Origin of the sequence: Luteibacter sp. 3190 (assembly GCF_031456385.1) — a bacterium.
Lineage (GTDB): Bacteria > Pseudomonadota > Gammaproteobacteria > Xanthomonadales > Rhodanobacteraceae > Luteibacter.
Genome location: NZ_JAVDUO010000004.1, coordinates 253208 through 278605, shown reverse-complemented (window position 1 = coordinate 278605; position 25398 = coordinate 253208). Strand labels below are relative to the sequence as shown.

28 protein-coding genes are annotated in these 25398 nt (G+C 67.4%); 11 read left to right on the top strand and 17 right to left on the bottom strand.

Annotation, left to right across the window (positions count from 1 at the left end; translation table 11 throughout):
• The first annotated feature begins 222 nt into the window (after positions 1-222).
• On the top strand, positions 223-879 hold the full coding sequence (gene coq7 / locus J2X58_RS16870; protein WP_310049681.1) for a 2-polyprenyl-3-methyl-6-methoxy-1,4-benzoquinone monooxygenase: 657 nt from the start codon (positions 223-225) through the stop codon (positions 877-879).
• Here coq7 and J2X58_RS16865 read toward each other — a convergent pair.
• The gene (locus tag J2X58_RS16865) at positions 876-1562 is read right to left on the bottom strand and encodes an extensin family protein (protein WP_310049679.1); all 687 of its coding nucleotides are present in this window, start codon (positions 1560-1562) and stop codon (positions 876-878) included. The two genes, coq7 and J2X58_RS16865, sit on opposite strands and share 4 nt — an antisense overlap.
• 83 nt (positions 1563-1645) lie before the next feature.
• Positions 1646-2431: an adenosylmethionine decarboxylase gene (gene speD, locus J2X58_RS16860; RefSeq protein WP_036109987.1), complete on the bottom strand. Its 786-nt coding sequence runs from the start codon at positions 2429-2431 to the stop codon at positions 1646-1648.
• Positions 2432-2844: 413 nt separating this feature from the next.
• On the opposite strand from speD, the gene crp reads away from it, so the two are divergent.
• Positions 2845-3459, top strand: coding sequence for a cAMP-activated global transcriptional regulator CRP (crp, locus tag J2X58_RS16855; protein ID WP_254779384.1), 615 nt, complete (start codon positions 2845-2847; stop codon positions 3457-3459).
• Between the two features lie 16 nt (positions 3460-3475).
• Here crp and J2X58_RS16850 read toward each other — a convergent pair whose 3' ends face one another.
• Entirely contained in the window at positions 3476-4426 is a 951-nt protein-coding gene (locus J2X58_RS16850; RefSeq protein WP_310049676.1) for a helix-turn-helix domain-containing GNAT family N-acetyltransferase, read from the bottom strand.
• Positions 4427-4566: 140 nt separating this feature from the next.
• Here J2X58_RS16850 and J2X58_RS16845 point away from each other — a divergent pair, with 140 nt between their 5' ends.
• Complete coding sequence (locus J2X58_RS16845; RefSeq protein ID WP_310049675.1) at positions 4567-5313, top strand: sulfite exporter TauE/SafE family protein; 747 nt, start codon at positions 4567-4569, stop codon at positions 5311-5313.
• On the opposite strand, the gene J2X58_RS16840 is transcribed toward J2X58_RS16845, so the two are convergent.
• From J2X58_RS16840 to J2X58_RS16820, 5 genes are all read right to left on the bottom strand, one after another.
• Positions 5310-6017, bottom strand: a complete 708-nt coding sequence (locus tag J2X58_RS16840) for a haloacid dehalogenase-like hydrolase (protein WP_310049672.1) — start codon at positions 6015-6017, stop codon at positions 5310-5312. The two genes, J2X58_RS16845 and J2X58_RS16840, sit on opposite strands and share 4 nt — an antisense overlap.
• 7 nt (positions 6018-6024) lie before the next feature.
• Positions 6025-6879 (bottom strand): indole-3-glycerol phosphate synthase TrpC, encoded by an 855-nt coding sequence (gene trpC / locus J2X58_RS16835; RefSeq protein WP_310049670.1) that lies wholly within the window; start codon positions 6877-6879, stop codon positions 6025-6027.
• 50 nt (positions 6880-6929) lie between these two features.
• Entirely contained in the window at positions 6930-7961 is a 1032-nt protein-coding gene (gene trpD / locus J2X58_RS16830) for an anthranilate phosphoribosyltransferase (RefSeq protein ID WP_310049666.1), read from the bottom strand.
• Between the two features lie 14 nt (positions 7962-7975).
• Positions 7976-8572 (bottom strand): aminodeoxychorismate/anthranilate synthase component II, encoded by a 597-nt coding sequence (locus J2X58_RS16825; RefSeq protein WP_310049662.1) that lies wholly within the window; start codon positions 8570-8572, stop codon positions 7976-7978.
• A gap of 215 nt (positions 8573-8787) precedes the next feature.
• Positions 8788-9678: a LysR family transcriptional regulator ArgP gene (locus J2X58_RS16820; protein WP_310049659.1), complete on the bottom strand. Its 891-nt coding sequence runs from the start codon at positions 9676-9678 to the stop codon at positions 8788-8790.
• A gap of 105 nt (positions 9679-9783) precedes the next feature.
• Between J2X58_RS16820 and J2X58_RS16815 the strand changes: the two genes are divergently transcribed.
• On the top strand, positions 9784-10398 hold the full coding sequence (locus J2X58_RS16815) for a LysE/ArgO family amino acid transporter (protein WP_310049657.1): 615 nt from the start codon (positions 9784-9786) through the stop codon (positions 10396-10398).
• Positions 10399-10434: 36 nt separating this feature from the next.
• Here the strand turns inward: J2X58_RS16815 and J2X58_RS16810 are convergent, their stop codons facing one another.
• Both J2X58_RS16810 and J2X58_RS16805 read right to left on the bottom strand, forming a co-directional pair.
• Positions 10435-12003, bottom strand: coding sequence for a serine hydrolase domain-containing protein (locus tag J2X58_RS16810; RefSeq protein WP_310049655.1), 1569 nt, complete (start codon positions 12001-12003; stop codon positions 10435-10437).
• Positions 12004-12115: 112 nt separating this feature from the next.
• Positions 12116-13087 carry a hypothetical protein gene (locus J2X58_RS16805; RefSeq protein WP_310049653.1) on the bottom strand — a complete coding sequence of 324 codons (972 nt, stop codon included), beginning with the start codon at positions 13085-13087 and terminating at the stop codon, positions 12116-12118.
• Between the two features lie 844 nt (positions 13088-13931).
• Between J2X58_RS16805 and J2X58_RS16800 the strand changes: the two genes are divergently transcribed.
• The 3 genes from J2X58_RS16800 (at position 13932) to J2X58_RS16790 (ending at position 16051) form a co-directional block, all read left to right on the top strand.
• Positions 13932-14630, top strand: coding sequence for a hypothetical protein (locus J2X58_RS16800; RefSeq protein WP_310049652.1), 699 nt, complete (start codon positions 13932-13934; stop codon positions 14628-14630).
• A gap of 67 nt (positions 14631-14697) precedes the next feature.
• Positions 14698-15081 (top strand): VOC family protein, encoded by a 384-nt coding sequence (locus J2X58_RS16795; RefSeq protein WP_310049650.1) that lies wholly within the window; start codon positions 14698-14700, stop codon positions 15079-15081.
• A gap of 13 nt (positions 15082-15094) precedes the next feature.
• Positions 15095-16051 (top strand): D-2-hydroxyacid dehydrogenase family protein, encoded by a 957-nt coding sequence (locus J2X58_RS16790; protein ID WP_310049647.1) that lies wholly within the window; start codon positions 15095-15097, stop codon positions 16049-16051.
• Positions 16052-16096: 45 nt separating this feature from the next.
• On the opposite strand, the gene J2X58_RS16785 is transcribed toward J2X58_RS16790, so the two are convergent.
• Both J2X58_RS16785 and J2X58_RS16780 read right to left on the bottom strand, forming a co-directional pair.
• A complete protein-coding gene (locus tag J2X58_RS16785) occupies positions 16097-16918 on the bottom strand; it encodes a DUF2884 family protein (RefSeq protein WP_310049645.1) in 822 nt (273 codons plus the stop codon).
• 118 nt (positions 16919-17036) lie between these two features.
• Positions 17037-17675: a response regulator gene (locus J2X58_RS16780; RefSeq protein WP_254779386.1), complete on the bottom strand. Its 639-nt coding sequence runs from the start codon at positions 17673-17675 to the stop codon at positions 17037-17039.
• A 287-nt stretch (positions 17676-17962) separates the two neighbouring features.
• Between J2X58_RS16780 and J2X58_RS16775 the strand changes: the two genes are divergently transcribed.
• Positions 17963-20362, top strand: coding sequence for an ATP-binding protein (locus tag J2X58_RS16775; protein WP_310049641.1), 2400 nt, complete (start codon positions 17963-17965; stop codon positions 20360-20362).
• A 111-nt stretch (positions 20363-20473) separates the two neighbouring features.
• Positions 20474-20689: a hypothetical protein gene (locus J2X58_RS16770; protein WP_090057350.1), complete on the top strand. Its 216-nt coding sequence runs from the start codon at positions 20474-20476 to the stop codon at positions 20687-20689.
• Here J2X58_RS16770 and J2X58_RS16765 read toward each other — a convergent pair.
• From J2X58_RS16765 to J2X58_RS16745, 5 genes are all read right to left on the bottom strand, one after another.
• Entirely contained in the window at positions 20686-21120 is a 435-nt protein-coding gene (locus tag J2X58_RS16765; protein ID WP_310049639.1) for a PA2169 family four-helix-bundle protein, read from the bottom strand. The genes J2X58_RS16770 and J2X58_RS16765 overlap by 4 nt on opposite strands.
• Positions 21121-21186: 66 nt before the next feature.
• Positions 21187-21942 carry a DUF2884 family protein gene (locus J2X58_RS16760; protein ID WP_310049637.1) on the bottom strand — a complete coding sequence of 252 codons (756 nt, stop codon included), beginning with the start codon at positions 21940-21942 and terminating at the stop codon, positions 21187-21189.
• Positions 21943-22003: 61 nt separating this feature from the next.
• Positions 22004-22546, bottom strand: a complete 543-nt coding sequence (locus J2X58_RS16755; RefSeq protein ID WP_310049634.1) for a hypothetical protein — start codon at positions 22544-22546, stop codon at positions 22004-22006.
• Positions 22547-22548: 2 nt separating this feature from the next.
• The gene (locus tag J2X58_RS16750) at positions 22549-23076 is read right to left on the bottom strand and encodes a peroxiredoxin (RefSeq protein WP_090057358.1); all 528 of its coding nucleotides are present in this window, start codon (positions 23074-23076) and stop codon (positions 22549-22551) included.
• Positions 23077-23397: 321 nt separating this feature from the next.
• Positions 23398-23850 carry a hypothetical protein gene (locus tag J2X58_RS16745; RefSeq protein ID WP_090057361.1) on the bottom strand — a complete coding sequence of 151 codons (453 nt, stop codon included), beginning with the start codon at positions 23848-23850 and terminating at the stop codon, positions 23398-23400.
• Positions 23851-24068: 218 nt separating this feature from the next.
• Here J2X58_RS16745 and J2X58_RS16740 point away from each other — a divergent pair, with 218 nt between their 5' ends.
• Both J2X58_RS16740 and J2X58_RS16735 read left to right on the top strand, forming a co-directional pair.
• Positions 24069-24482 (top strand): universal stress protein, encoded by a 414-nt coding sequence (locus J2X58_RS16740; protein ID WP_090057363.1) that lies wholly within the window; start codon positions 24069-24071, stop codon positions 24480-24482.
• 72 nt (positions 24483-24554) lie between these two features.
• Complete coding sequence (locus J2X58_RS16735; RefSeq protein WP_090057365.1) at positions 24555-25376, top strand: ferritin-like domain-containing protein; 822 nt, start codon at positions 24555-24557, stop codon at positions 25374-25376.
• The last annotated feature ends 22 nt before the right edge of the window (positions 25377-25398 follow it).

Here is a 25398-nt window from a genome sequence, read left to right as displayed (position 1 = left end):
GCGGAACACGGAATCGGTGAAAGCAAAGGCGCGAGAGAATAGCGGACTTTTCCCTCATCGCGCAAGCCCACGTCGATAGTGAGCTTTGGGCCGACAATCATAGCACGGGTTGACGGCATGATCACAACCCTTCCCGGTGCATGGGATGCCCTGCGCGACAAGCGGCCGCAGTGCCTTCACTCGGGATCGGACGGCGGGCATTGTACCGTGTGTCGTCCCCGCATGCCTGGAGTTTCCATGTCCGCACGCATCCTGAGCCCCCTCGACCGCCTGCTCGCCGGCCTGGAGCGCGCCATGGAGGCCGTGGCCGGCTCGCCCGAGCCCTCGCGCCGATCGCCGGGAGACGCGATCGCGGATGCGCCGCTGGACGACGCCGAGCGCCGGCACGCGGCCGGCCTCATGCGCATCAACCATGTCGGCGAGGTATGCGCGCAGGCGCTTTACGTGGGCCAGGCCGCCCTCGCCCGCACGGACGAGACGCGCCAGCACCTCATGCACGCGGCGCAGGAAGAGACCGACCACCTGGCCTGGTGCGCCGAACGCCTGAAGCAGCTCGACAGCCGGCCCAGCCTGCTCAACCCCTTCTGGTACGCGGGCAGCTACGCGATCGGTGTGGCGGCGGCCGCGGTGGGCGATCCGATCAGCCTGGGCTTCGTGGTGGAAACCGAGCGCCAGGTGGAGGCCCATCTGGCGGAGCACCTGGAACGCCTGCCCGCGCAGGACGAACGCTCGCGGGCGATCCTGCGCCAGATGCAGGCGGACGAGATCCGCCACGCCGACGCGGCGCAGGCCCGCGGCGGCGTCGACCTGCCCTGGCCGCTGCCGCGACTGATGCACGCCGCGTCCGCCGTCATGAAGACCGTGGCCTACCGCATCTAACGACAGAGGCCGAAGCCGCGCCCCTGCAGGTGGAAGTGGGTGCGGTGCGCGGCGTTGTAATCCGGACCGAGGAAGGCGCCGAAGTAGCGGCAGCCGTCCGTCTGCAATCCATGCAGGAAGGCGGCCTCGCCGGGCGCGGACCAACCCTGCTCCACGGTGATGCGCCGTCCATCGGCCAGGCGCCAGCCGGTGACGTCGATCGCGTCGGCGACGGCGTGGCGGCTCAGGGGCGCCTGATCGCGGTGGTAGACGTTGCGGCACGCATACGAGCCCACGTGCTCGACGCGCCGCACCGGCGCACCGAACGCCTGCTCCGCCGAGGGCTGCAGCAGGTGGCGGTGGAAGAGCACGAGCGACGCCGCCAGCGGACAGGTCACGGTGACGGGCGACGCGAACGTGGCGGGGCCGATCGCCGAGAGACGCACGGCATCCGTCCAGCCGCAGCCGCTGGCTTCATGTCGATCCGGGACGGGTACGAAAGCCGCCCCACCCTCTCGGATCGCCGCGCGACACATCGCCGGATCGTCGTCGAGCCGCGCCAGCTTGAAACGCAGGAAGGCATCCGGCGTCGCGCGCAGGTCCAGCGGCGCCCAGGGGTTGTAGCGGTCGGGCGGCCGCCAGCCGCTGGTCCAGACCAGCGCGCAGAGGGACAGCAGCAGGACGAGGAGCAGCAGCGCGCGCATGGGACGACGCTAGCGGGGCGGGCGTGAAGGCCCGGACCATGACGCCGGGTGTAAAAAAAACCCCGCTTTCGCGGGGTTTTTCGTCACATCAGGTTGCGGCCGTGGAAGAGTTCCTCGATCTCCCGGCGGAGCAGCGACTCGATGCGCTGGCGCTCCTTGAACGAGAGGTCGTCCGCCTGGGCCTCGAACAGGTAGGTGTCGAGGTCGAAGTCCTTGATGTGCATCTTCGTGTGGAAGATGTTTTCCTGGTACACGTTCACGTCGAACATCTCGTACTTCTGGCGGATGTGCTTCGCCAGGTAGTCCTGCACCGAGTTGATCTTGTGGTCGATGAAGTGCTTCTTGCCCTTCACGTCGCGCGTGAAGCCGCGCACGCGGTAGTCGGCGATGACGATGTCCGACTCGAAGCTGTCGATCAGGTAGTTCAGGGCCTTCAGCGGCGAGATCACGCCGCAGGTGGCGACGTCGATGTCGGCGCGGAACGTGGCGATGCCGTTGTGCGGATGCGTTTCCGGGTACGTATGGACGGTGATGTGGCTCTTGTCCATGTGCGCCACGACGGCGCCCGAGATCGTGTCGCGGCCGAGCTTCTCGACCACCGGCTCCTCGGAAATGAGGATGGTGACCGACGCACCCTGCGGGTCGTAGTCCTGACGCGCGATGTTCAGGATGTTCGCGCCGATGATCTCGGCCACATCCGTGAGGATCTGGGTCAGGCGATCGGCGTCGTACTGCTCGTCGATGTACTCGATGTAGTTCTGCCGCTGCTGTTCGGAAACGGCATAGCAGATATCGTAGATGTTGAAGCTCAGTGCCTTCGTCAGGTTGTTGAAACCCTGCAGGCGAAGGCGGGGAAGCGGTTTGACCACAGCGACTCTCCGAGGCCGGGGGATCGGCCAGCAGCAGACGCGGGTTAGCAGCAAGGGTCCCCGCAAAATGAAAAGCACCGGACGGCGAAGTGTGCCCGGCGCTTGTGTACGGCGTGAGACAGGGGGTCCGGACGCCGAGGGGGTGAAATTATGGGGCAAGTTGGCGAGGATTTGAACACGCCGTCCACAGTCTCTCGAAATGGGTGGATTTCACGGGCCCTTTGTCTGCAATAATCGGCCGGGGACATGGCGAGTCGGCGACGCCTGACGGAAAACCGTCGGCCGACCGCTGGACGGGGGCGCCATGCCATTGAGACTCATCGGAATCAGCTGTGGCTCAACTTAAATATCTGTTGCAACAGGCGTTCGAACGGTCGCAGGCTCCTTCGAGCTTCGCGCCGGACCCGGCTGCCATGGGCCGTTTCCTCGACGCCTGCCACCGTCGTCGCTATCCGGGGAAGACCGCGATCATCCGGCCGGGCGATCCCGCCAACACGCTCTACTACGTGGTCGAGGGCTCGCTCGCCGTCTGCACCGAGGACGAGGAAGGCCGTGAGCTGATCCTCGCCTACATCAACCGGGGCCAGTTCATCGGCGAAATGGGCCTGTTCGTCGAGCAGGCGCAGCGCGAATCGCTCGTCCGGACCCGCACGGCCGTCGAGATGGCGGAAATCAGCTACGAGCGGCTGTTCCAGCTGCTCGAGGGCCCGCTGGCGGCCGAATGCCCGAAGCTCCTGTTCGCCATCGGCTCGCAGCTGACCCACCGCCTGCTCCGCACGTCCCGCCAGGTCAGCCGCATGGCGTTCATGGACGTGACCAACCGCGTCTCGCGGACCCTGCTCGACCTCTGCCAGGAGCCGGACGCCATGACGCACCCGGACGGCACGCAGATCCGCATCTCCCGCCAGGAAGTCAGCCGGATCGTCGGATGCTCGCGCGAGATGGTGGGCCGCGTGCTCAAGCAGCTCGAGGAAGAGCGCATGATCGACGTCTCGGGCAAGACGATCGTGGTGCGCGGCACCCGCTGAGGGCGCCCGCGCCGGCTCAGTCGCCCCGGTAGACCATGTAGACGTCCGCCCTCGCGTAATGCGAACCGGGGCGGATGCCCGGCTGCCGCTCGAAGCCGGCGCGCTCGTACATGGCCAGGGCGCGCTCGAGCCGGCTGTTCGACTCGAGGAACAGCTCCCGGCCCTCGCGGCGGCGGAACGTGGCGATCGCCTCGTCGAGCAGCTTCCGGCCCGCCCCGAGGCCGCGATAGTTCTCGTCGACGCCCATCTTCGACAGCTCGTAGACCCCGCCACCCTCGTGCATGAGGGCGCACGTGCCGACGACCTCGCCGGCGTAGAGGGCGAACAGGATCGCGCCGCCCGGCGCGATGATCATCCCTTCCGGATCGGCGAACAGGGCGCGATCGACGTCCTCGACCCGGAACTGGCGCTCGAGCCACTGCTGGTTGAGGCGCCGGAAGTGCTCGCGCAACGCCGGCTGGTAAGGCACGACCTCGACCACCGCCTGCGACAGCACCGCACGCTGGTCGAGGATCGCGGCCACGAGCGGCCGTTCCGCCAGCGCCTGCTCGCAGCCGTCGATCGCATCCAGCAACGCCACGCCGCGCGGACCGAGGGACTCGGCCATGCCGCGACGGATCGCGAGCCAGACCGGCCCGAGATCGCCCAGCGCGCGTTCGCCGGCGACGGTCAGCACCAGCACGCTGCGCCGCCCGTCGTGCGGGTCGCGCTGGCGCGTGACGATGCCGGCCTCCACCAGGCGATCGGCGAGCTGGCTCACGGCGGAGTGCGTCTGGCCGATCGCGAGCGCCATGTCGGTCACGGTGGTCGGGCCCACGTCGCGCAGGTACCGGAGCACGGGAAACCAGCGCGACTCGATGCCGGCCCCGCTCGCCCGGTAGACCTCGTCCACGGCCTGGTAGAAATGATCGCTCAGGGCCTTGAGACGACTGCCGAGCGCCAGTTCGCGCAGGGAAGAGAGGTACATCGGCGATCCAGGGGACGGGGGACGTGAACGATCAGGCTAGGACGGCGCGATGCCGCACGCAAGCGACGAACGTCACCTTCATCGGGCGAACGCAGCGCCGTCGTATATGGTGGAGGCGGACTCCCGGGATGAGATGACACATGGACTGGACGCAATTCCTGACCTTCGTCGGCGTGGGGCTGCTCGCGCAGCTCGTCGACGGCGCGCTGGGCATGGCCTACGGCATCGTTTCCAATTCGGTGCTGCTCGCCCTCGGCCTGCCGCCCGCGGTGGCCAGCGCCACCGTGCATACCGCCGAGGTCTTCACCGCCGGCGTCTCCGGCGGCGCGCACGCGTTCTTCGGCAACGTCGACTGGAAGGCGTTCCGGCGACTGGCCATCCCCGGCGTGATCGGCGGCATCGTCGGTGCGTGGTTCCTCGCCAGCGTGCCGGGCGAGGCGTTGAAGCCCTACGTCTACGCCTATCTGCTCATCCTGGGCGTCGTGGTGCTCGTTCGCGCCGCGGGGCGCGTGGTGTCGCACCATCGGGTGAAGCACAAGGGCTTGCTGGGGTTCTTCGCCGGACTCCTCGACGCCATCGGCGGGGGTGGCTGGGGCCCGATCGCGACGTCCACCCTGCTCGCCCGCGGCGGCGCCGTGCGGCAGACGATCGGCACCGTCAACGCGGCGGAGTTCGTGGTGACCATCGCGATCTCGACCACGCTCGTCGCGCACATGGGCATCCAGCACTGGCCCATCGTGCTCGGCCTGCTGACGGGTGGCGTGATCGCCGCGCCCTTCGCGGCGTGGCTGGTGAAGCACCTGCCGCCGCGCTACGTGATGACGGCCGTGGGGCTGCTGATCGTCGGCATCAGCGTGTACCAGCTGGGGAATCTGCTGCTGCGCTAGTACCAGTGCAGGACTTCGAGCTTGTCGCCCAGGACCCGGGCCGCTTTCTTCGCCGTCTTCGGCGTCGGATTGACGAGCCGCGCCGCGTCCGCGGCCTTCAGCATGGGGATGTCGGACAGCGAGTCGCCGTACGCGATCGCCCAGGGCCGCGCGATGCCCGCCTGGTCGAGCGTGCGCACCTTCACGCCGTCGACGTTGTGGCGCACGAAGCGCACGCCGAACAGGCCGCCGCGCGTCTGCGACCCCGCCAGCTCGTAGCCGGCGAGGTTCACCTCGTCGAGGATCGCCTCCACCAGATGCCCGTCGTTCCCGGTGACGATGATCACGCGATCGCCGGCGTCCGCGTGACGCCGGAGCGCCGCCACGGCGTCCCGGCAGAACACGCCCGGCCGGCGCGCGTACGCCCGGCCGAACGTCGCGACGAGGCGCCGATAGGCGGCCTCGCGACGGCCGAAGGTGACGACGCGGAGGAACACGCGGCCCAGCATCCGCGTGCCGGCCGCGCTTCGTTTCAGCAAGGGGACGAAGGGAACGAGCGGAAACGCCAGCAGCAGGCGCCAGCGCCCCATGCCCGCGAGCCGCTCGCGAAAGAAGAGCTCGAGGGTCTGGTGCCGCACGATCACGCCATCGAAATCGAACAACACGACGCGTCGCGTGTCCGCGGCGGTGTCGTCGACGACCGCCGTGCCGTTCCCCTGATCCATCTCGCGCTTACCGATGCTTGTGAGGCAGGTGCGACTGCGGCGGCGCGCCGAAGAGCTTCTGCAGTTCCGAACCCGGGTCGGCCGCGCGCATGAACGCCTCGCCGACGAGGAAGGTATGGATGCCGGCCTCGCGCAGCTTGCGCACGTCTTCCGGCGTGTGGATGCCGGATTCCGCGACGATGGCGGTTTCCGAACCCACGCGGTCCTTCAGCTTCAGGGACGTGCCGAGCGAGGTCTCGAACGTGCGCAGGTTGCGGTTGTTCACGCCGATGAGCGGCGCGGGCAGACCGAGCGCGATCTCGAGTTCGTCCTCGTTGTGCACTTCCACGAGCACGTCCAGGTCGAGCTCCGCCGCCAGCATCGAGAGTTCGAGCAGCTCGTCCTCGCGGTAGATGACATCGTCGCCATCCTTGTCCGCGAAGGCCGCGACGATGAGCAGGATGCAGTCGGCGCCGATCACGCGCGCCTCGTACACCTGGTACTCGTCGATGATGAAGTCCTTGCGCAGGATCGGCAGCGAGCACGCGTCGCGCGCCTGCTTCACGAAATCCTCGTGCCCCTGGAAGAAATCGGCATCGGTCAGCACGGACAGGCAGGTCGCGCCACCGGCCTCGTAGCTGTGGGCGATGGCCGCCGGATCGAAGTCGGCGCGGATCAGGCCCTTGCTGGGGCTGGCCTTCTTGATCTCGGCGATGACGGCGGGGTGGCCGTCGTGCAGGCGCGCATCGATCGCCGCGACGAAGCCCCGTGTTTCGGGCAGGTCGGCGACGAGCGCGGCCATATCGTCCAGCGTGCGCCTGCGGCCGCGCTCGGCGATCTCTTCGCGCTTGCGGTCGAGGATGCGATGGAGGATGTCGGGCATCGGAAAGGCTTCCTTGGGTAAGGCCGGGGTATGGGGACACCCCGACGATATCAGGCGCCGAGCCGCTGCGTCGCGGCTACGAACGCTTCCATTTTTGCACGAGCCGCGCCGCTTGCAATGGTGGCGCGGGCCAGGTCGATGCCCGCCTGTATCGTCGGCGTGACATCCGCCGTGTACAGCGCCGCGCCGGCATTGAGGCAGACGATGTCGTGCGGCACGCCAGGCACGCCCGAGATCGCGTCCAGCAGCATCGCTTTCGACTCCGCCGGATCCTCCACGCGAAGGTTGCGGCTCGACGCCATCGCGAGCCCGAAGTCTTCCGGCTCGATCTCGTATTCGTGGACGGCGCCGTCGCGCAGCTCGCCCACCAGCGTCGCCGCGCCGAGGGAAATTTCGTCCATGCCGTCGCGGCCCCACACCACCATGGCGTGCCGGGCGCCGAGCGCCTGCAGCACGCGGACCTGGATGCCGACGAGATCGGGATGGAACACGCCCATCAGGATGTTCGGCGCGCCGGCGGGATTCGTCAGCGGGCCCAGGATGTTGAAGATGGTGCGCACGCCCATCTCGCGGCGCACGGGCGCCACCACCTTCATCGCCGGATGGTGGTTCGGCGCGAACATGAAGCCGATATCGGTCTCGCCCATGCAGACCGCCACCTGGGCCGGGAGCAGGTCGATCCGGGCACCCAGCGACTCCAGGACGTCCGCGCTGCCGGATTTGGACGAGACGCTGCGCCCGCCGTGCTTCGCGACGCGCGCGCCAGCCGCCGCCGCGACGAACATCGACGCGGTCGAGATGTTGAACGACGACGCGCCGTCGCCACCGGTGCCGACGATGTCCAGGAAATGCGGGTGCGGACCGGCGTCGACCTTCGCGGAAAGGTCGCGCATCACGCGCGCCGCGCCGGTGATCTCGCCCACGGTTTCCTTCTTCACGCGCAGGCCCGTGAGGATCGCGGCCGTCATGAGCGGACTGACGTCGCCGCGCATGATCTGGTGCATCAGCTCGATCATCTCGTCGTGGAAGATCTCGCGATGCTCGATCGTGCGCTGGAGCGCCTCGGAGGGAGTCATGGGCATGGAACGGGAAATCCTTACGCGGCGAGCGGCAGCGGCATGCCGAGGAAGTTGCGCAGCAGGTCGTGGCCGTGCTGCGTGAGGATCGACTCGGGGTGGAACTGCACGCCTTCGATGTCGAGCGTGCGATGGCGCAGGCCCATGATCTCGTCGATCGAGCCGTCCTCGCGCTCCGTCCAGGCGGTCACCTCGAGGCAGTCCGGCACCGAGTCCTTCTCCACCACCAGCGAGTGGTAGCGCGTCGCCTCGAACGGATCCGGCAGGCCGGCGAACACGCCCTGCCCCAGGTGCCGGACCGGCGAGGTCTTGCCATGCATGATCGCGCGCGCGCGGATCACCTTGCCCCCGAACACCTGGCCGATCGCCTGGTGGCCCAGGCAGACCCCGAAGATCGGCAGCTCCCCGGCCATCTCGCGCAGGATGTCGATCGACACGCCCGAGTCGTCCGGCGTGCCCGGCCCCGGCGAGATCATGATCCGCGAGGGCTTCAGCGCCCGGATGTCCGCGACCGTCAGGGCGTCGTTTCGCACCACCTTGACCTCCTGCCCCAGCTCGCCGAGGTACTGGACGAGGTTGAAGGTAAAGGAGTCATAGTTGTCGATCATGAGGAGCATAGCTGACCTAACCATTTGTTTTCATTGCCACGTGGCAGGGGACGGCTGTAAAGCACCCCCATTCATACCCCCGTTCTTCGGCGCTGGACCGCGCGTCCGCAGGGTGGTCGGCCATTGTACGGCACATGCTTCATCCCACCTGCGCCGGCGAGTCGCGACCGGGATGTCCGTCGCAGCCATGTCTTTCGCCCGTCTCGTCGCCTTCCCGGACATGATCACGGTCGTAGCGCAGTCCGGGCCGCGTCGCGCATCGCGCGGCCAATGTGCTCCAGCGTGTCCGAGCGCACCGCCGCGTACTGCCAGTACAGCGACACGTCGAGCCATCGCGCTGGGTCGAGATTGACCACATGTCCCGCTTCGACCGCCGGGGCGATCAACGACTCCGGGGCCAGACACCAGCCGAGTCCCAGCGCGGCGGCTTCGACGAATCCGGTGGCGGTCGGCAGGTAGTGCGTGGGTGGAGACAAACGCGCGCGGGTGATGCGTCGCATGAAGCGCCACTGCAGGTCGTCCTTGCGGTTGAACACGATGAGGGGGGCTGTCGCCAGGGCTTCCGCATTCAACCCGTCCGGGAAGTTCCTTTTCGAGAATGCCGGCGATGCGATCGCGTGATAACGCATCGTGCCGAGCGGATGGACGTTGCATCCCTGGATGGCCCGGGCCTCTGCCGTGACGGCGCCCAACACGGTTCCGTCTCGAAGCATCTGGAGGGTGTGATCCTGATCGTCCACCCGGACATCGAACAGGTAGCCGAAGCGTCGATGCAGCCCGGCCAGTCCGCCCAGGAACCACGTCTGCAGGGAGTCGTCGTTCACCGCGATCGCGACGGACCGCGGCCCCGACTCTCGGGCCGGCGCGAAATCCGCCAGCGCCTCGGCCTCGAGCGCCTGCATCGGCCTCACCCGCCGCAGCAAGTGCTCGCCGGCAGGCGTCGGGCGAGACGGAGTCTGGCGCAGGATCAGCACCTGGCCTAGCCGATCTTCAAGCGCCTTGACCCGCTGCGAGACGGCAGATGAGGTCACCGACAGGCGCTGCGCCGCAGCCTCGAAACTACCTTCGTCAAGCACAGCCACGAATGCGGCAAGTTGCGGATGCAGCAGATCCATCGACGACGCCCCTACTTAGAACTTCTAAACACTCTACAGAATTATTAGTTTTCCTAACCGACCGGGACGATGCAATCTGACGCGCCGTCCCTTCGAGTGCGCTCCATGTTTATTGCTGCGGCCGTTGCCGGCTTCTTCGCGAGTGCCGGCCTCATCATCGCCATCGGCTCGCAGAACGCCTTCGTCCTCAGGCAAGGCCTGCTGCAACGACACATCGGCCTCGTCGTGTGCACTTGCGCGTTGGGAGACATCCTCCTGATCGTGAGCGGCACGGCGGGCGTTGGGGCGCTGGTCCGCGAGTGGCCGGCCCTCCTCCAGGCGCTGCGCATCGGTGGCGCAGCGTTTCTGGCGATCTACGGGTTGATGGCAGCCCGCCGAGCCTGGAAGGGAGGCGAGGCTCTGGCGCCGGGCTCCGCCGGAGAAAAGAGCTGGCGCCGGGTGCTGCTGGCGTGCCTGGCCTTCACGTTCCTCAATCCGCACGTGTATCTGGACACCATGGTCCTCCTGGGGAGTCTGTCGACCCAGTATCCCGGCGCATCGCGGTGGGCGTTCGCTGGTGGCGCATGCCTCGCGAGCGTGACGTGGTTTTCGGCGCTGGGTTACGGTTCCCGCCTGCTGGTGCCGGTGTTTCGCAGCGCTTCGGCGTGGCGCCTGCTCGACGGCTTCGTAGCGGTCTTCATGATTTCCTTGTCCCTTGCTCTTCTGATGCGCCCACTCTGAGCGGCTGCACTAGCGACGACATGTCGCCACGCACCGCTAAGCACCGGGCTCCGGTGCGACATCCTTGGTGTAATACGCCACCGATTCCGTCTCCGGCATCGACACCGTCAGGCCGCGCACCTTGCCGAAGGCGTCGCGGCGGAACTCGAAGCGGAAGACGTAGATGCCGGACTGCACGAATTGCGCGGGGCCAAGGGCCTGCAGCACGACGGGCTTTTCCTGTCCGGGCAACGTGAGCAAGACCTCGTCGCCCTTCACCGTCACGTCCAGCGACGCGTGCTCGAAGCTGTCGGCGAGCGCGCGGCGCACGTCGATCGGTACCGACGCGTCGAGGCGGTACGTGCCAGCGAAGTCCGGCGCGGGTGGCACGCGTGGCTTGATCGTCATCACCGGCGGTCGCGCGCCCAGCCCGGTCGCGTCGTCGAGCGCGTTGCGCACCTCGGCGATCAGCGCGAGGCCGTTCGCGCCGTTGGTGAGGATGACGTAGCCGTCGCCGGTCTCCGGGTATCCCTGCATGAGGGCGAGATAACTTTCGTTCGCTCCGAGATGAAAGAAGTAGCGACCACGACCTTCACCGCCCAGGCGGGGGCCGAGACCGAACGGGCCGGGCGAGACTTCCGTCAGCATGTCGGTCGCCAGCGGTTGGGGGAGAAACGAGTCGGTACCACGGTAGCTGCCGATGATCGCGGCGACGAATCGCCCCAGGTCGTTCGCGCTCGTCCACAGGCCGGAGGCGCCGGCCTCCGCGAAACTCTCCCATCCGCGCGGGAGCGCCGTCGGCGCGCCGCTGGCGTCATGGGCTTTGGCGATGTTGCCACGTGTGGCGGAGAGCGGACTTTCGTAAGTGCTTCGTCGCATGCCCAGCGGTGTCAGCACGAGATCCCGAGCGACGTCGGCGAGAGGGCGACCGGTCGCGTCCTCGATCGTCATCTGCTCGACGGTGACACCGCCACCCGAATAGTCGTCGACGCTGCCAGGGGCGGCCTTGAATCGCACCGCCTCGCCCTTGGCCGGACGCTGACCGTCGAGCACCTGCACGAGCGTCGGCAGGGGATCGGCCGGCTGGTAATCCGCGAAGCCATGCACGCCCAGTCCCGAGGTGTGCGACATGAGCATGCGCAGACTGACCTCCGGATGCGGCACGGCGGGCGATGGGGGGAGCTTCCAGCGTTTCAGGTAGGCGTCGACATCGCGATCGAGGTCGAGCGTGCCCTGCGCGGCGAGCCGAAGGGTCGTCGTGGCGGTGACGACCTTGCTGATCGAGCCGACGGAGAACAGCGTGTCGGCGTCCACGCGGTCGCTCATACCGGCCTGTTTCACCCCGTAACCGCGAACCTGCGCCACACGATCGTTCTTCAGCACGGCCACCGCGACGCCGGGTACCTTATGGAACCGCATGCGTTCTTCGATCGACCAGCGCGGGATATGTTCGCCGGGTGCGACGACCGTCGGCCGAAGGCCATGGTCGAGCGCGGCGAGCGGCCCGTCGGTCGCGGTCACGCCGGCCGCGGCGAGACTCAGCCCGACGAAGGCGAGACAAGGCCACCATCGCCGCGAGCGGCGGGCGGAGGAAACGGAACTGCCCAGGAAAGCCTGCACGTCCATACCGAATGCCTCGCCGGTGGAACCCGCAGTATCCGGGCGCACGATGCGGCGCCGATGTGCTGGAAGTCATGGCCCGACGCCGTCGCGCCACCTCTTGCCGGAAACGCCGTAGCTAACGCCGGCCGGCTCCGGCTAACCGGGAATCGACAGGCCGTCCTTCCGCCGAACTGCCCGACTTTTGAGATGGCTCGAGCAGGCCTATGGTTTCGAACGCGTCCGCCACTTGCTCAGGACCAACGGTCGCCCCCCAGCCGACCAAGGTCTGGACCAACTGTCCACGCCGGAAGAAGAAAAACGACGGGGTCGAAGCTAAGTCGATCCCCGGCCACGACGCGTTGTCGAAGGCAATATGGACCTTGAAGGCGGGGAAATCCTGTTTCCACTGCCTGATCACATCGACGTCGGTTTCGGCATCGCCGAGCAACCACACCACGCGCGGGCCTCCTAGTATCCCTGCGAGCCGCGGATCCAGCGAAAGCGCCTTCGCTGCCCTGTCCGCGATGTGGCAACCAATGACGACGACAACATAGGATCCATCGTCAGGGAGTTCGATCGCTCGATGCCTGAGCTTCCCCCCACGCCCCAACGTGTACCCCGAAGGCCCCTCGAACACGCGCCGTCCTTGCTGCATGAAGCCACTGTACCGACGGAATACGGATGGATCGACAAGGGTCTCCATGCGCCTGGCATCGTCGAACCGCCGGCGCGCCACCAGTGCCTCGAGATATTTTTCCAGTTCCAGCTCCCGCCGGGTCCCCCGCCGACCAAGCTCCTCGACGACCGCGCGCATCCCGTCCAGGTAGTCGGCGCGCCGGGCATAGTCGGCAACCGACGAGAGTCGCGATGCCGCGTCCAGCACGAGAAACAAATCATGCAATTCGGCTTCAGGAAGCGCAGGCAGATTCCTCAGCTCGCGAGCAAGCCTTCGTTGGTACAGCTCCGCGAACAGCAGCGCTCTGTCCGAGGGCTCGTCACTCTGGCTCCGTATGATGGCCAGATCGCTCCAAACCCCTCTCGAATGGTCAGGTGGAAATACGTCCGCTGACGTCGACAAAAGAAAGGCCATGCTCAGGTGAAGTAACATTCGAACCATCCGCCGGTTGATTGACGAAGGTCCGACTCCCGTTTCAGTAAACGTGAGAGACGGACCATGTCAGAGGCTGCGAGCCGAGCGCCGGCGCTCCAGGTCACCGCGACCGCAATTCATCGTGGATCCTGGCCTTCGACGCCACAGCCTGCCGGACAACGACTTCCTGTGTTGGGCACGCATCGAGTCGGCCGATGCGGCGAAATAACGCACATCCTATGCAAGTTATCTCTCGGTCGCTGCGAGTATCGCTTGAGGATGTTCTCGACCTCTGCGTCTTCGAAACCCACTGAACGACGTATATCGGCCGTATCTGCCTGCACTCCGAAGAGCGTAAGAATCCTATAAATGCTCGTCGAGGGTAGGCCTTCGAGTTCGAGGAACGAATATGACGCGAGACCTGCGTCGGTAAAAAGAAGAGATTCAACGAAAGACTTTCGCTTCGAAGGCTCTAACGCGAGGAGAGGCGATGTTGGGTCGGAGCTCAAGTGAGCATGGAGTTGGTCTTTCGAACGAATGGCCGCTGTCATAACGTTCACTCGCTCCTCCGCCCTGCTTAAGAGATCGGACGCGACTGCCCCCGACGCAAACGCAATGGCAAACATGCCGATTATGATCCGGTAGTTCATGAAGTCCCCTGATTGTCTTGAACGCTGCTAAGGGAGGTGCTCATCCAGCCCGCGTATACTGGCTTTCCATGAGCACGACATCTGCCGGGAGAGGGCGCCGGGGCAGGTCGGATTTCACCGATTCCCGCTCACTACCTACTGGCTTGTCTTCGTGGAACTCCGGCCGTTCATCGAGCCTGTCGCTACGGTGAGACCTAATCGAGTATTCCTCCATGCGCAATCTCGACTTCAGTTCCTGGCAGGGCCTGCTCACCACCTTCATCGGTCTGGCCGTGGTGACGTTGATCGGCGTCGGCATCCGTCTGATCGCGCAGCAGACGGTGCAGCAGCGGCGGGAGCGGGAAAACCGGCAGATCAACGAGCGGCTGCGCACGCTGATCGCGGCCTACAAGACACTCGGTGGCTCGTTCACCGGCGATCTCAGCGTCGATCCGACGCACCTGCGCGACATCCTGCAGCGCGCGGCGAGCGCGGACGCCACCGATGCACCCACGACGGATCCGGGCAGCCGCAGCGAGCGGGCACGCCGCGTGCGCGACGCCGTCGAAGCGGCGCTCTCGGACATCATCCTGTTGGGCACCGAGGAACAGGTGGAACTGGCGGCGCGCGCGGCGAACGACCTCGCCGCCGGACGGCCCATCCATACCGACGCGCTCGTCGTGTCGTTGCGCGATTTCATCCGGAAGGTGCTCGATCTCGAGCCCGTACCGACACACCTCGCGATTCCGAAACAGGGGCCGGCACGCGTCGTCGCCAGTGCGCGTGGCAAGGGCGACGGCGGCGGCAAGGGAGAAGGCGGTGGTGGCAGAAGTGGTGGTGGTGGTGGTGGCGCGGGGCTCGGAGGCGCCGCTGGCGCGGGCCTCGGCCTCGGCGGTGGCCTGGCGCTCGACGACGAGCATCGCGCCCACTGAGCCAGCGCCTTGCCCACGGGCGGCTCAACGGCGATGCTTGGCATTCCCCTTCCCCACGAGCACACCCATGGCCTCACTCGGCGCCGTCACCTACCTCGTGCGCGAGTACGACGAAGCCATCCGCTTCTTCGTCGACGCGCTGGGATTCGAATTGTTCGAGGACACGCCGCAGGGCGACGGCAAACGCTGGGTGACGGTCGGACCGCGCGGCTCCACGACGCGCCTGCTGCTGGGCCGCGCGGTGAACGACGAGCAGCGCGCCTGCGTGGGCCGGCAGGGCGGCGGCCGGGTATTCCTGTTCCTGCACACGGACGACTTCGCCGGCGATCATGCGCGCATGCTCGCGCATGGCGTGCACTTCCGCGAAGCGCCGCGCCACGAGGCGTACGGCACCGTCGCGGTCTTCGACGATCTTTACAGCAACGGCTGGGATCTCATCCAGCCGGCCTGACCGGGACGCCCTCATGAACGACGCGACGAAGCGCATCGCGATACTCGACGATTACCAGGGCGTCGCCCTGACGAGCGCCGACTGGTCTCCACTGCGAGGCCGTGCCGACGTCACGGTCTTCCGCGACCACCTCGCCGATCGCGAGGCGCTGGCACGGCGGCTCGCGCCGTTCGACGCCATCTGCGTGATGCGCGAGCGCACGCCGGTGGACGCGGCGCTCCTCGCGGCCCTGCCGCGCCTGCGGCTCATCGCCTCGACCGGCGGAAGCAACGCCTCGATCGACGAGGAGGCCGCGGCGGCGCGTGGCGTCGAAGTCGTCCACACGCATTACTCCTCCACGCCCACGATCGAGTTCACCTGGGCGGCCATCCTCGGCCTGGTGCGCGGCATCGCGACCGAGGCGGCCTCCGTCCGCGCGGGAGGATGGCAGGTGGGTCTCGGCACCGAGCTCCGCGGCAAGACGCTCGGTATCGTCGGCCTCGGCAGGATCGGCTCCCGCGTCGCGCGCATCGCCCAGGCCTTCGGCATGCACGTGATCGCGTGGAGCCAGAACCTCACGGACGACGATGCGGCGGCGGCTGGCGCCACACGGGTGCCGAAGGATGCGCTCTTCGCGCGATCGGACGTGCTCACGATCCATACGCGGCTGAGCGACCGCACCCGCGGCCTCGTCGGTGCCGACCAGCTCGCGGCGATGAAACGATCCGCGTTCCTGGTCAACAGTTCGCGCGGCCCCATCGTGGACGAGGCGGCGTTGATCGACGCGCTTCGCGAACGGCGGATCGCCGGCGCGGCCATCGACGTGTTCGCGGAGGAGCCGCTGCCGCCCGACCATCCGTTCCGTACGTTGCCGAACGTGCTGGCGACGCCGCACATCGGCTACGTCACCGAAGAGATGTACCGGACGTTCCATGGCGACACGGTGACGAATCTGGTGGCGTGGCTCGATCGGGTGGCGGCGGTGCGGTGATGCTCGCGCTCCACCCGAAGGCAGACCAGTGGAGGCGGACGGGCGTCAGAACGATGCGACCTTGTCGTGGTCGTTGTCGCCACCGTGCTTCGGCTTGATCGTCATCAGTTCCAGCGGCTTTCCGTCGGGAAGGCGTACTTTCCAGGCTCGCTGCAACTCGGCCAGCGCGTCGAGGCGCGGACAGATGGTCGCGGTGCGCGATTCGAGCGCCCTGGATCGCTTGTTCATCTCGCGATTGAGCGACTTGTCCAGCGAGTCCGCGCGGGCCTGGAGCGCGGCGACCTTCGACGTGTCGCCGGAAAGCGCGGCCGTCACCGCGCTGGACGTCACCGAACCGACGAGCTCGCCGACGCCGTCGGACACCGATCCCGCGACCGTCTCGGCCATGCGGTTCGACGACCAGTGCCCGGCGCCGATGCCCTCGTCGATGGACCGCAACGAATCCGCCTGCTTGCGCTTGAGCTTCTCGAGGATCTCCGCACGCTGGTCGCCTTCCGCGAAGGTGAGCGTGACGCTCGTCATCGCCTCGTAGCTCATCGACACGCCTTCACGGGCGATCGCGGCCACCTCGGGCACGAGCTTCCGCACGCCGTCCTCGTAACGGCGCAACGCCACGGCGTCGGCATCGGACACCATCACCGGCTTGCCGTCGACCCGAAGGGTGCCGTCGTGGAGGAACACCTTCGCGGGGCTGCCGTCCGTCCGGTGGAACGACAGGCCGGCAGCGGTGACGTCCACGTCGAAGGGCGTCGAGTAATCGTACCGGCAGGTGTCCGTGCTGAAACTGGCGCCGCCCGCCGCGCTGGCGGACGCGGACGCGAATGCCGCGGTGGTGGCGATGGCGATGGCGATCAGCGGATGACGCATGGTCCTTCTCCCCGGGGACGAATAGGCGCAACGTCGGATGCGCCCGACACGGGGATGGTTTAAACCCCGGCGGCCCGTCCGCGCGCGGGTCGTTCGTCACCGGTGACTTCCGGCAGGGTCAGGAGGCCAGGCCTCGCTCGCGCGCGTATTCGGACAGGCGACTGTCGTGATCGATGCCGAGCTTGCGCATCGCGTCGCGCTTCTGCCGGCTGACGGTCTTGACGCTGCGGCTGAGCCGCTCGGCGATCTGCGAGATCGACATGCCGCTGACGTAGAGCCGCACGACCTCGATCTCCCGGGCCGACAACCGCGCCACCTCGGAGGTGTCGTGCACGCCCGCGGCGTCGAACTGGCGTCGTATCGTGTCGCTGAGGAACGCGCGACCCGCCGCCGCCTGGCGCACGGCGACGGCGACCTCCTTCAGCGGTGCGCGCTTGTCGCACAGGCCGAGCGCGCCGCGCGACCGCATCGTGTGGAGCACGGCCGCGTTGTTCACCATCGTCAGGACGACGATGGGCAGGCGCGGATAGCGACGACGCACGAGATCGATCAGCGCGAGGCCGTCGCCGTGGCGGCCGCCGGGCATCGAGAAATCGGTGACCACGACATCGCACGGATGCGTCGCCAGCAGATCGACCAGCTGATCTCCATTGGCTGCCTCGCCGACCACGTCGATATCGCCCGTGCCTTCGAGCGCCGCGCGGGTACCCATCAGGACCACAGGGTGATCGTCGGCGATGATCGTGCGCAGAACCATGCGTTTCCTCGCAGGCGGAAAGGTGCACCCGCCCTCCGTGAGATGTGTTACTCGTCGTACCATCGTGGAGATTACAGGAAACCCCTGTGCGTGGTCGAAGGAACGCCATGACGCTATTGAGAAAACTGCCCATTTTGTGGCTCGCCGCGACCTGCGTGAACGCCTACGCGGCGCCCCTTTCTACCGGCAATGAGGCGCGGGCGATTCATGCCGATCCGGTGCGCGCGTGTGAGAACATCGGACCTCCAGAGCGACGCGAGGCCGACACGCTCGCGTCCACGAACGCCATGGAGCGAGACGCTCGGGGACGACAGGAGTCGCCGGGCTGCGGCGCGCCAGACCAGGGCGCTCCGCTGAGCGACGACGATCGCGCATGGCTCGCCAGCCTTCCGCCGTTGCGCGTCGGCATGGATCCGACGGCAGCGCCGATCTCGTTCAATGGCAAGGACGGCATTCCCACCGGACTCGCGCTCGATTACCTCGCCGACGCGCTGACGTCGCTCGGCCTGCGCCATGTCGTCGTGCGTACGAGCGACTGGCCTGACACGATCGCCCGCGCCACCGCGGGCGATATCGACTTGCTCGCTTCGGCCTCGCGCTACAACGACGCGCTCGGTCGCCGCTTCGTGTTTACCGCGCCGTATACGGAGTTCCCCATCGTCGTCGTGACGCGGGCCGATGCGGCTCCGATCGCGGGTTCGACGGATCTCGCCGGTCGGCGCGTCGTGGCGAACCTGTCGCAGGGGGCGATCGCCCGGGCGGTCGGTGCGCTTCCGGACCTCATCGCCACCGACGTGCACTCCGTGGCGGAGGGTCTCGACGCGGTCGGGGCGGGTCGCGCGGACGCTTACATGGGGGATATCGCCACCGCCGAGTACGTCATGCGCCGCGATCACGCGGCACGGCTGAAGCTCGCGGCGGCGACCGACGAGCGTGCCGAACTCTCCATCGCCGTCGACCGACGCCTCGCCCGCCTCGTCCCCTTGCTCGACCGCGCTCTCGCCGCGGTCCCGGAGCGCCGTGCCCACTCCCTGCGCAACACCTGGCTCCGCTCGGTCTATACCTGGGGCGGGTCGTGGCGCGACGTCGCGCGGAAAGCGGGCCCGTTCGGCCTCGCGCTGCTCGCGGCGCTCGGATGTCTCGCTCACGCCCATGTCCGGCTGCGGAGGGAGACGCGACGCCGGCTCGAACACGCCGAACACCTCGCGGAAGCGAAACGGGCCGCCGAGGTGGCGGCGGAAGCGAAGAGCCAGTTCCTCGCCGTGATGAGCCATGAGATCCGCACGCCGATGCACGGCATGATCGGCATGCTGGAGCTGCTCGGGGACACGCCGCTGGAACACGGGCAGCGCCGCCTGCTCGATACCGCGTCGAACTCCGCGGAGAGCCTGCTGCGCATCCTCGACGACGTGCTGGACTTCTCCCGGATCGAGGCCGGCAAGCTGAGCATCGAACGCGCGCCGCTCGACCTGCGCGACGTGGTCAACGCCGTCGCCGACCTGTTCAGGGCGCGTGCGCATGAAAAGGGGCTCACGCTCGATGTGGCGATCGATGCCGCGCTTGCCCCGTTGCTCATGGGTGACGCGACCCGGCTGCGCCAGCTGCTGCTCAACCTCGTGAGCAATGCCGTCAAGTTCACCGCATCCGGCGGCATCGGCGTGCGTGTCGACGTCGTCGACACGGAGAACGGGCGCCAGCACCTGCGCATCCTCGTGCGGGATACCGGCATCGGCGTCGCGGCGGAGCATGTCGCACGGCTCTTCGCACCCTTCAGCCAGGCCGAAGCGTCGACCACGCGCCGCTTCGGTGGCAGCGGCCTCGGACTCGCGATATGCCGACGCCTGGTGGAATTGCTCGGCGGACGCATCGAAATGACGAGCGACGAGGGCGTCGGAACCTGCGTGACACTCGATATCGCTCTCGACATCGCGGCGGGAAGCTCCGCCAACGAGAACCGCACACGCGCACCCCGGCATGCCCAACGGCCGCTCGATGTGCTCGTGGCCGAGGACAACCCGATCAGTCGCGAACTCGTCGCCGTGCAGCTCGAACGCCTCGGCCATCGCTGTCACGTCGTCCACGGCGGCGGGGAAGCGCTCGACCTGCTCGCGACGCGCGAGGTCGACATCCTGCTCACCGACCTGCACATGCCGGTGATGGACGGCTATACGTTGACGCGGACCTTGCGCGAGCGCGGCGCATCGCTTCGCATCGCGGCCATGACCGCCAACGCCATGCCGGGAGAACGGGAGCGCTGCCTCGCGCTGGGCATGGACGACTTCGTCACCAAGCCGGTCCGCCTCGCGGAGCTGGACGCCCTGCTCCGTCGTGCGGCCGACGCCTCCCTGCCGATGCCATGGGATGACGACGCGTGGGTAGGCACGTATGGCGATCTCGCATTGCTCCCGGCCATGGTCGAGCGGTTCATCGCCTCCACGCGCAACGACCTGGAGGCCCTCGACCGGGTCGTCGATGCCACCGATGCCGCGGCGTGGGTACACCGGGTGCTCGGCGGCATGCGCATGTTCGGCGACTCGCCCGAGTGCATGCAGGCGGAAGCGCTGCTGACGTTACTGCGCGGCGACCCTGTGGCCGGCCTCGAGGCACTGCCCGCGATACGCGCGGCGCTCGAGCGCTTCATCGTCCGGCTGGAGCGTATCGCAGCGTCTTCTGTCGTCGAGGATTGAGAAACGTCTGAAAAATCCGGCCTTCATTTTCAGACTAGTCTGATATGCGGTGCCGGCGCGTTCCGCCATCCTGTCAGCGAAATCCTAAGCCGACTGCAGAGGAAGGCCGACGTGACAGAGATCATCGATTACCACATCGCTGATACGAGCGACGGCTGGGGCATCTTTCGCGAGGGCATGCAGATCGCCGTGCGGAAGGACCCCGCCGATGCCATCGCATTCGCGAACTTCTTCGCGGATCGCGAGACGCTGGCGACGCGGCAGCCGGTCATGGTGTCGGCGGACAGCTGCCTGCATCGCATGCTGGGTCTGCTCCGCGCCGCCTAACGTCCGGCGGCGCCGCCCAGATTGGTCATGTCCAGGTGCAGCAGGCGCAAACGCGCGATGTGGCGTCCGACCAGGGCGCGATCGCCCGATGTCGCTTCGAGTTTCAGGAAAGTATCGAGCAGGCGCCGCTCCATCTGCTCGAGGGTGCGGATGTAGGTCACGTCGGGATCGTGCGAAAGCTTCACCGACGCCTCCATCATGGTCCGGCGCACGCCGCTCATGGGGCCACCCGCGGTGGCCGGGCGGGCGCCGGTGGCCGTCACCTGCGACTGCAGGTCGCCGGCGATCGCGGTCAATGCATCGGCTGATTCTTCGAGGATGGCCTTGAGGCCGGGTTCGCGGACGCCGCGCGCGGCTTGCCGGTAGAGGTCGCGGTCCGCAATCACTCGCCTGATCAGGCCATTTACCACTCGGGTCGAAGTGCGTTCCATGGGCCAGACGTTAGACCCACGGCACTTAGCCGGTCCTAAACGTCAGGGATTCCGGTCAGCGGGCGGTCATTCACCGAGTTCGAGTAACTGCAACGGCCGACCCGACGCATCTTTCAGGCCCGACTGCAGGTCCACCAGTTCCTGGATCGACGGGCACAGCGCCTGGATACGAGGCTTCAGCGCCGCCTGCAGCCTGGCGACCACGCGAGCCTGACCGCCCGTCGATACCGAGGCGACGCGATCGCGCAAGGCGGCCGCGCCTTGCAGGTCGCCGCTCATGGCCAGCTGCATCGCCTCGCTGCCCACGTCCTGGGTCAGCACGGGGCCGACGTCCGCGACGATCTCCTGCGCGTAGGCGCGCATCGCGTCCTCCTGCCAGTCGCGGGTGCTCTGACTCGCGGCGATGCGGCGCTTGATGTCAGCCACGCGCGTGTCGAGCACGCGGTCGAGCTCGCCGCTGGCCACCGCGTTCGGAGCGGCCGTCGCCGCCTCGTCGCGCACGGCGCGGGCGGCGAGATCGACCCCGTCGTTCGCGATCGCCTTCGCCTTGGGAACCAGGGCGCGGACGCGGCTTTCGAACATGCCCACGCGATCCTGCTCGTCCGGACGTAACGTCACCGCGCGGCCATCGGTGCGCAGGGCGCCGTCGTGCATCGACACGCTGCGGGGCGCACCCTCGGCGCGGTCGAAGAGCAGGGCCTCGGGCTTCACGGTCAGGTCGTAGGTGCTCGCCACGCGGCACGTCGTGGCGAGGTCCTGGGCGGAAGCGGCGCACGTGGCGCCGATCGCGATGGCGAAGGTCAGCAGGCGGCGTGCGTTCATGGATGCCTTCCCGGAAAACCCCTCGATAGCGGCCAGCGCGCGAATAGGGGCTGAACCGCGCTCAGAGGGAAGGTGCCGCGAACTGCTGACGCACGCGGAGGCTGCCAAGCACCCATGCGAGCCAGGCGAGCACCGGTATCGAGACGAGTTTCAGCACGACGCCGGCAAGCAGGATCGTCCGGCGGCGCGTCCACTCGGCCAGGTCGTCTGCCGAAAGCCCCGCCTGGGCCAGCACCGCGCCGACCTGCTTCCACTGGCCGAACTCGATCCAGGCCGTCCAGGCGAACCAGACGGCGAGCACGAGCGCGATCACGCGCAGGACGGAACGGCTCCAGGCGCGCCAGCGCAGCGCCGACAGCGTGACGGCGATCGTGACGAACGCGGCGAGCGCATAAGCCAGCGACCACATCAGCCGCACGCGCGGGTCGGGCACGCCGGCCGCCAGCGCCTCGGCGCTCACCGCCCCGATGGCGCCGGCGCTGACCACGGCCGCGAACGCATGGATCACGAAGCCGACCGCGGCGAGCAACATCATGATCCATACGACGATGCGCCAGAGCGCGAAGGGCCGCGTGCGCTTCGGCCCCCTGATGGCGACGGGCACGATCAGGCACCCGCCTTCTTGAGGGCCGCGATGTCGGCGAGCACCTGGCCGGAGTTCTTTTCCGGATCGACGTCCTTGTAGACCTTGACGATCTTGCCGCTGGGGTCGATCAGGAACGTCTCGCGACGGGCGTACTTCTTGCCCGTCGGGGTCGTGGTCAGCACGTCGTACTTCACAGCGACCGCGCTGTCGGCGTCGGAGAGCAGCGGGAACGGCACGTGGTATTTCTCGGCGAACTCGGCGTGCGACTTCACGTCGTCGAGGCTGACACCGAGGACCACCGCGCCGGCCTTGTGCAGCTTGGCGGTGTCGTCGCGGTAGGTGCAGACCTCGGTCGTGCAGCCGGCCGTGAAATCCTTCGGGTAGAAGTAGAGGACCAGCCACTTGCCCTGGTGGGTCTCGAGCGTGTGCCAGTCGCCTTTCTGGTCCTGGAGGCGGAAATCGGGGGCCTTGTCGCCCACGGCGGGGCCGGCGGCCCAGGCCGAGACGGTGACGAGGGACAACGCGATGAGGCTGAGGAGGCGACGCATGGGGAACCTCTGGACGAGTGGAATCGCGTGAGTGTACTCGCCGTGGCGGCGATGGGATGGCGCGCACGAAAAAGCGCCCCGGGGGGCGCTTTGGGTGGTCGGTTGGAGCGGACCTGGCCGCGATCGTTCCGTGGCGCGATGTCGGTCCTTGAATGCTTCGCTAAAGCTATCGCGGCCAGGTCCGCTCCTACACGTAAGGCGCCTTTGGCGGGTTGGTGCGGCCTGAAAGCAATCGTTCAGTGGGGCGATGTCGGTCCTTGAATGCTTCGCTAAAGCTATCGCGGCCAGGTCCGCTCCTACACGTAAGGCGCCTTTGGCGCCTTACTTCAGACGCTCGATCTCGAACTTGCTCAGGTCGACGCCGAGGTTGAAGCCGCGGCCCGTGCCGGTGACGGCCAGGGACACTTCGCCCTTGGTCATCGCGGCGCTCTCGGCCGACTTCACGATGCCCGCGTTGGCGCCGCCACTCGCGTATTCGCCGTAGATCTCGCTGATGCCCTTGACGTTGGTGAACTCGCCCTTGCCGCCTTCGATGCTGAACTTGCCGGCGGTGAGGCCGCCGCCACGCACGTGGATGATCACGTCCGCGCTCTGCCCGTTATCGCAGCGGACATGGCCGCGGCCGTCGGCCTTCTTGTAGATGGCGGCCCAGCCCGTGGTGCTGAACGTCATGTGGCACTTGGTCGCGGCCTCGGCGGCAGCCGACGGCTGAGCGGCGAAGACGCCCGCGGCGGCCAGGACGACGGCGGCGATACCCGTGATGCGCTTGATCATGTGTGGTTCTCCCTGCTTTTGAGGTGACGACGAATGGCGCGGCATGGTGGCTCGCAACCACTTACGGGGCGGATTCTCCGCTCACGAATGTGAAGAAACACGGAGCGTCGCGAGGGCCGTTCAGCGAACGAGAGGGTTTGTCGGACGGTTCGTGAAGCGCCCTCGCCGGGACTTCGGGCTCGGCCTAAGATCGACCCAACCCCAAGGAGGCCATCCCCATGCCCAAGAACATCCTCGTCGGCTACGACGGTTCCGCGACCGCCCGCCGGGCCTATGGTTTCGCCCTCGAACTGGCGGCCTGCGCCGGGGCGAAGGTCCACGTGATCCGGGTCGAACAGCTGGAGAACGGGGCGGACGTTTCCGCCCTGCTCATGACCGACAACAGCGACGATCGGCTGCGCGCGCTGCGGGACGAGGTCGCCGGCCTCGCGCAGGGCGGCGGGGTGCCGGTCGACGTCGAGCTGCTCCAGGGGAGCCCGGGGGACGCCCTGCTCTCCTATGTCGCGCGGCACGGCGTGGATCACATCGTGATCGGCCACAGCGAACGGGGCGCCTTGGCCCGCTGGCTGGTGGGTTCGACCTCGACGGACGTGCTCGCGAAAGCCCATGTGCCGGTCACCGTGGTGCGCTGACGGCCCGCCTTTGTCACAATCCGGTCATTGCCCGAAGGGGGCGCACGACCAAGTGATCGAGGAACACCCGCAGTGAGCTATGCCGCCACCTTGCCATGGACGCTCGAAAAACTGGACCTCTCGCGCATCGAGATCGAGAAGGTCAGGGCCAACGAAGACCTTTTCCTGCTGCTCTGCAGCTCGTCGTTCGTCGAGAGCGGGTCCGATCTCTACACGCACAACCTCGTCGACCACTTCGCCGGCGACGACGAACTGCAGGGCTGGCTCCGCGATCATTGGGAGCACGAGGAACTCCAGCACGGCCGCGCCCTCGCGGCCTACGTGAAGCACGTCTGGCCCGAATTCGACTGGGACACCGGCTTCCGCAACTTCTTCGCGCATTACGGCTCGGTGTGCACCGCCGAGGAGCTGGAGCCCAACCGCGGCCTCGAGCTCGCGGCGCGCTGCGTCGTGGAGACGGGCACCGCGAGCCTCTATCGCGCGCTCAACGACGTCACCGACGAACCCGTGCTGCGCGAGCTGACCAACCTCATCAAGAGCGACGAGGTGCGTCATTACAAGCACTTCTACCAGCACTTCCGCGTCTATCGCACGCGCGACCGCATCGGCCGCCTGAGCACCTTCCGCACGCTGCTCAAGCGCCTGCGCGAGATCAAGAACGAGGACAGCGACATCGCGCTGCGCCACGTGTTCAACGTGCGCTATCCGGAAAAGGCGCACGACGACGCGGAGTTCCGCCGGATCACGGCGCGCGCGGAAGGCCTGCTCAAGCGACACATCCCCGCGGAGATGACCGTGAAGATGCTGCTGCGCCCGCTGGATCTTCCGCCGAAGCTCAACACGATGCTCGAGTGGCCGCTGACGCGGATCACCGAGAAGCTGTTCCTGCACTGATCGTCGTACCGGCCCGCGCCGG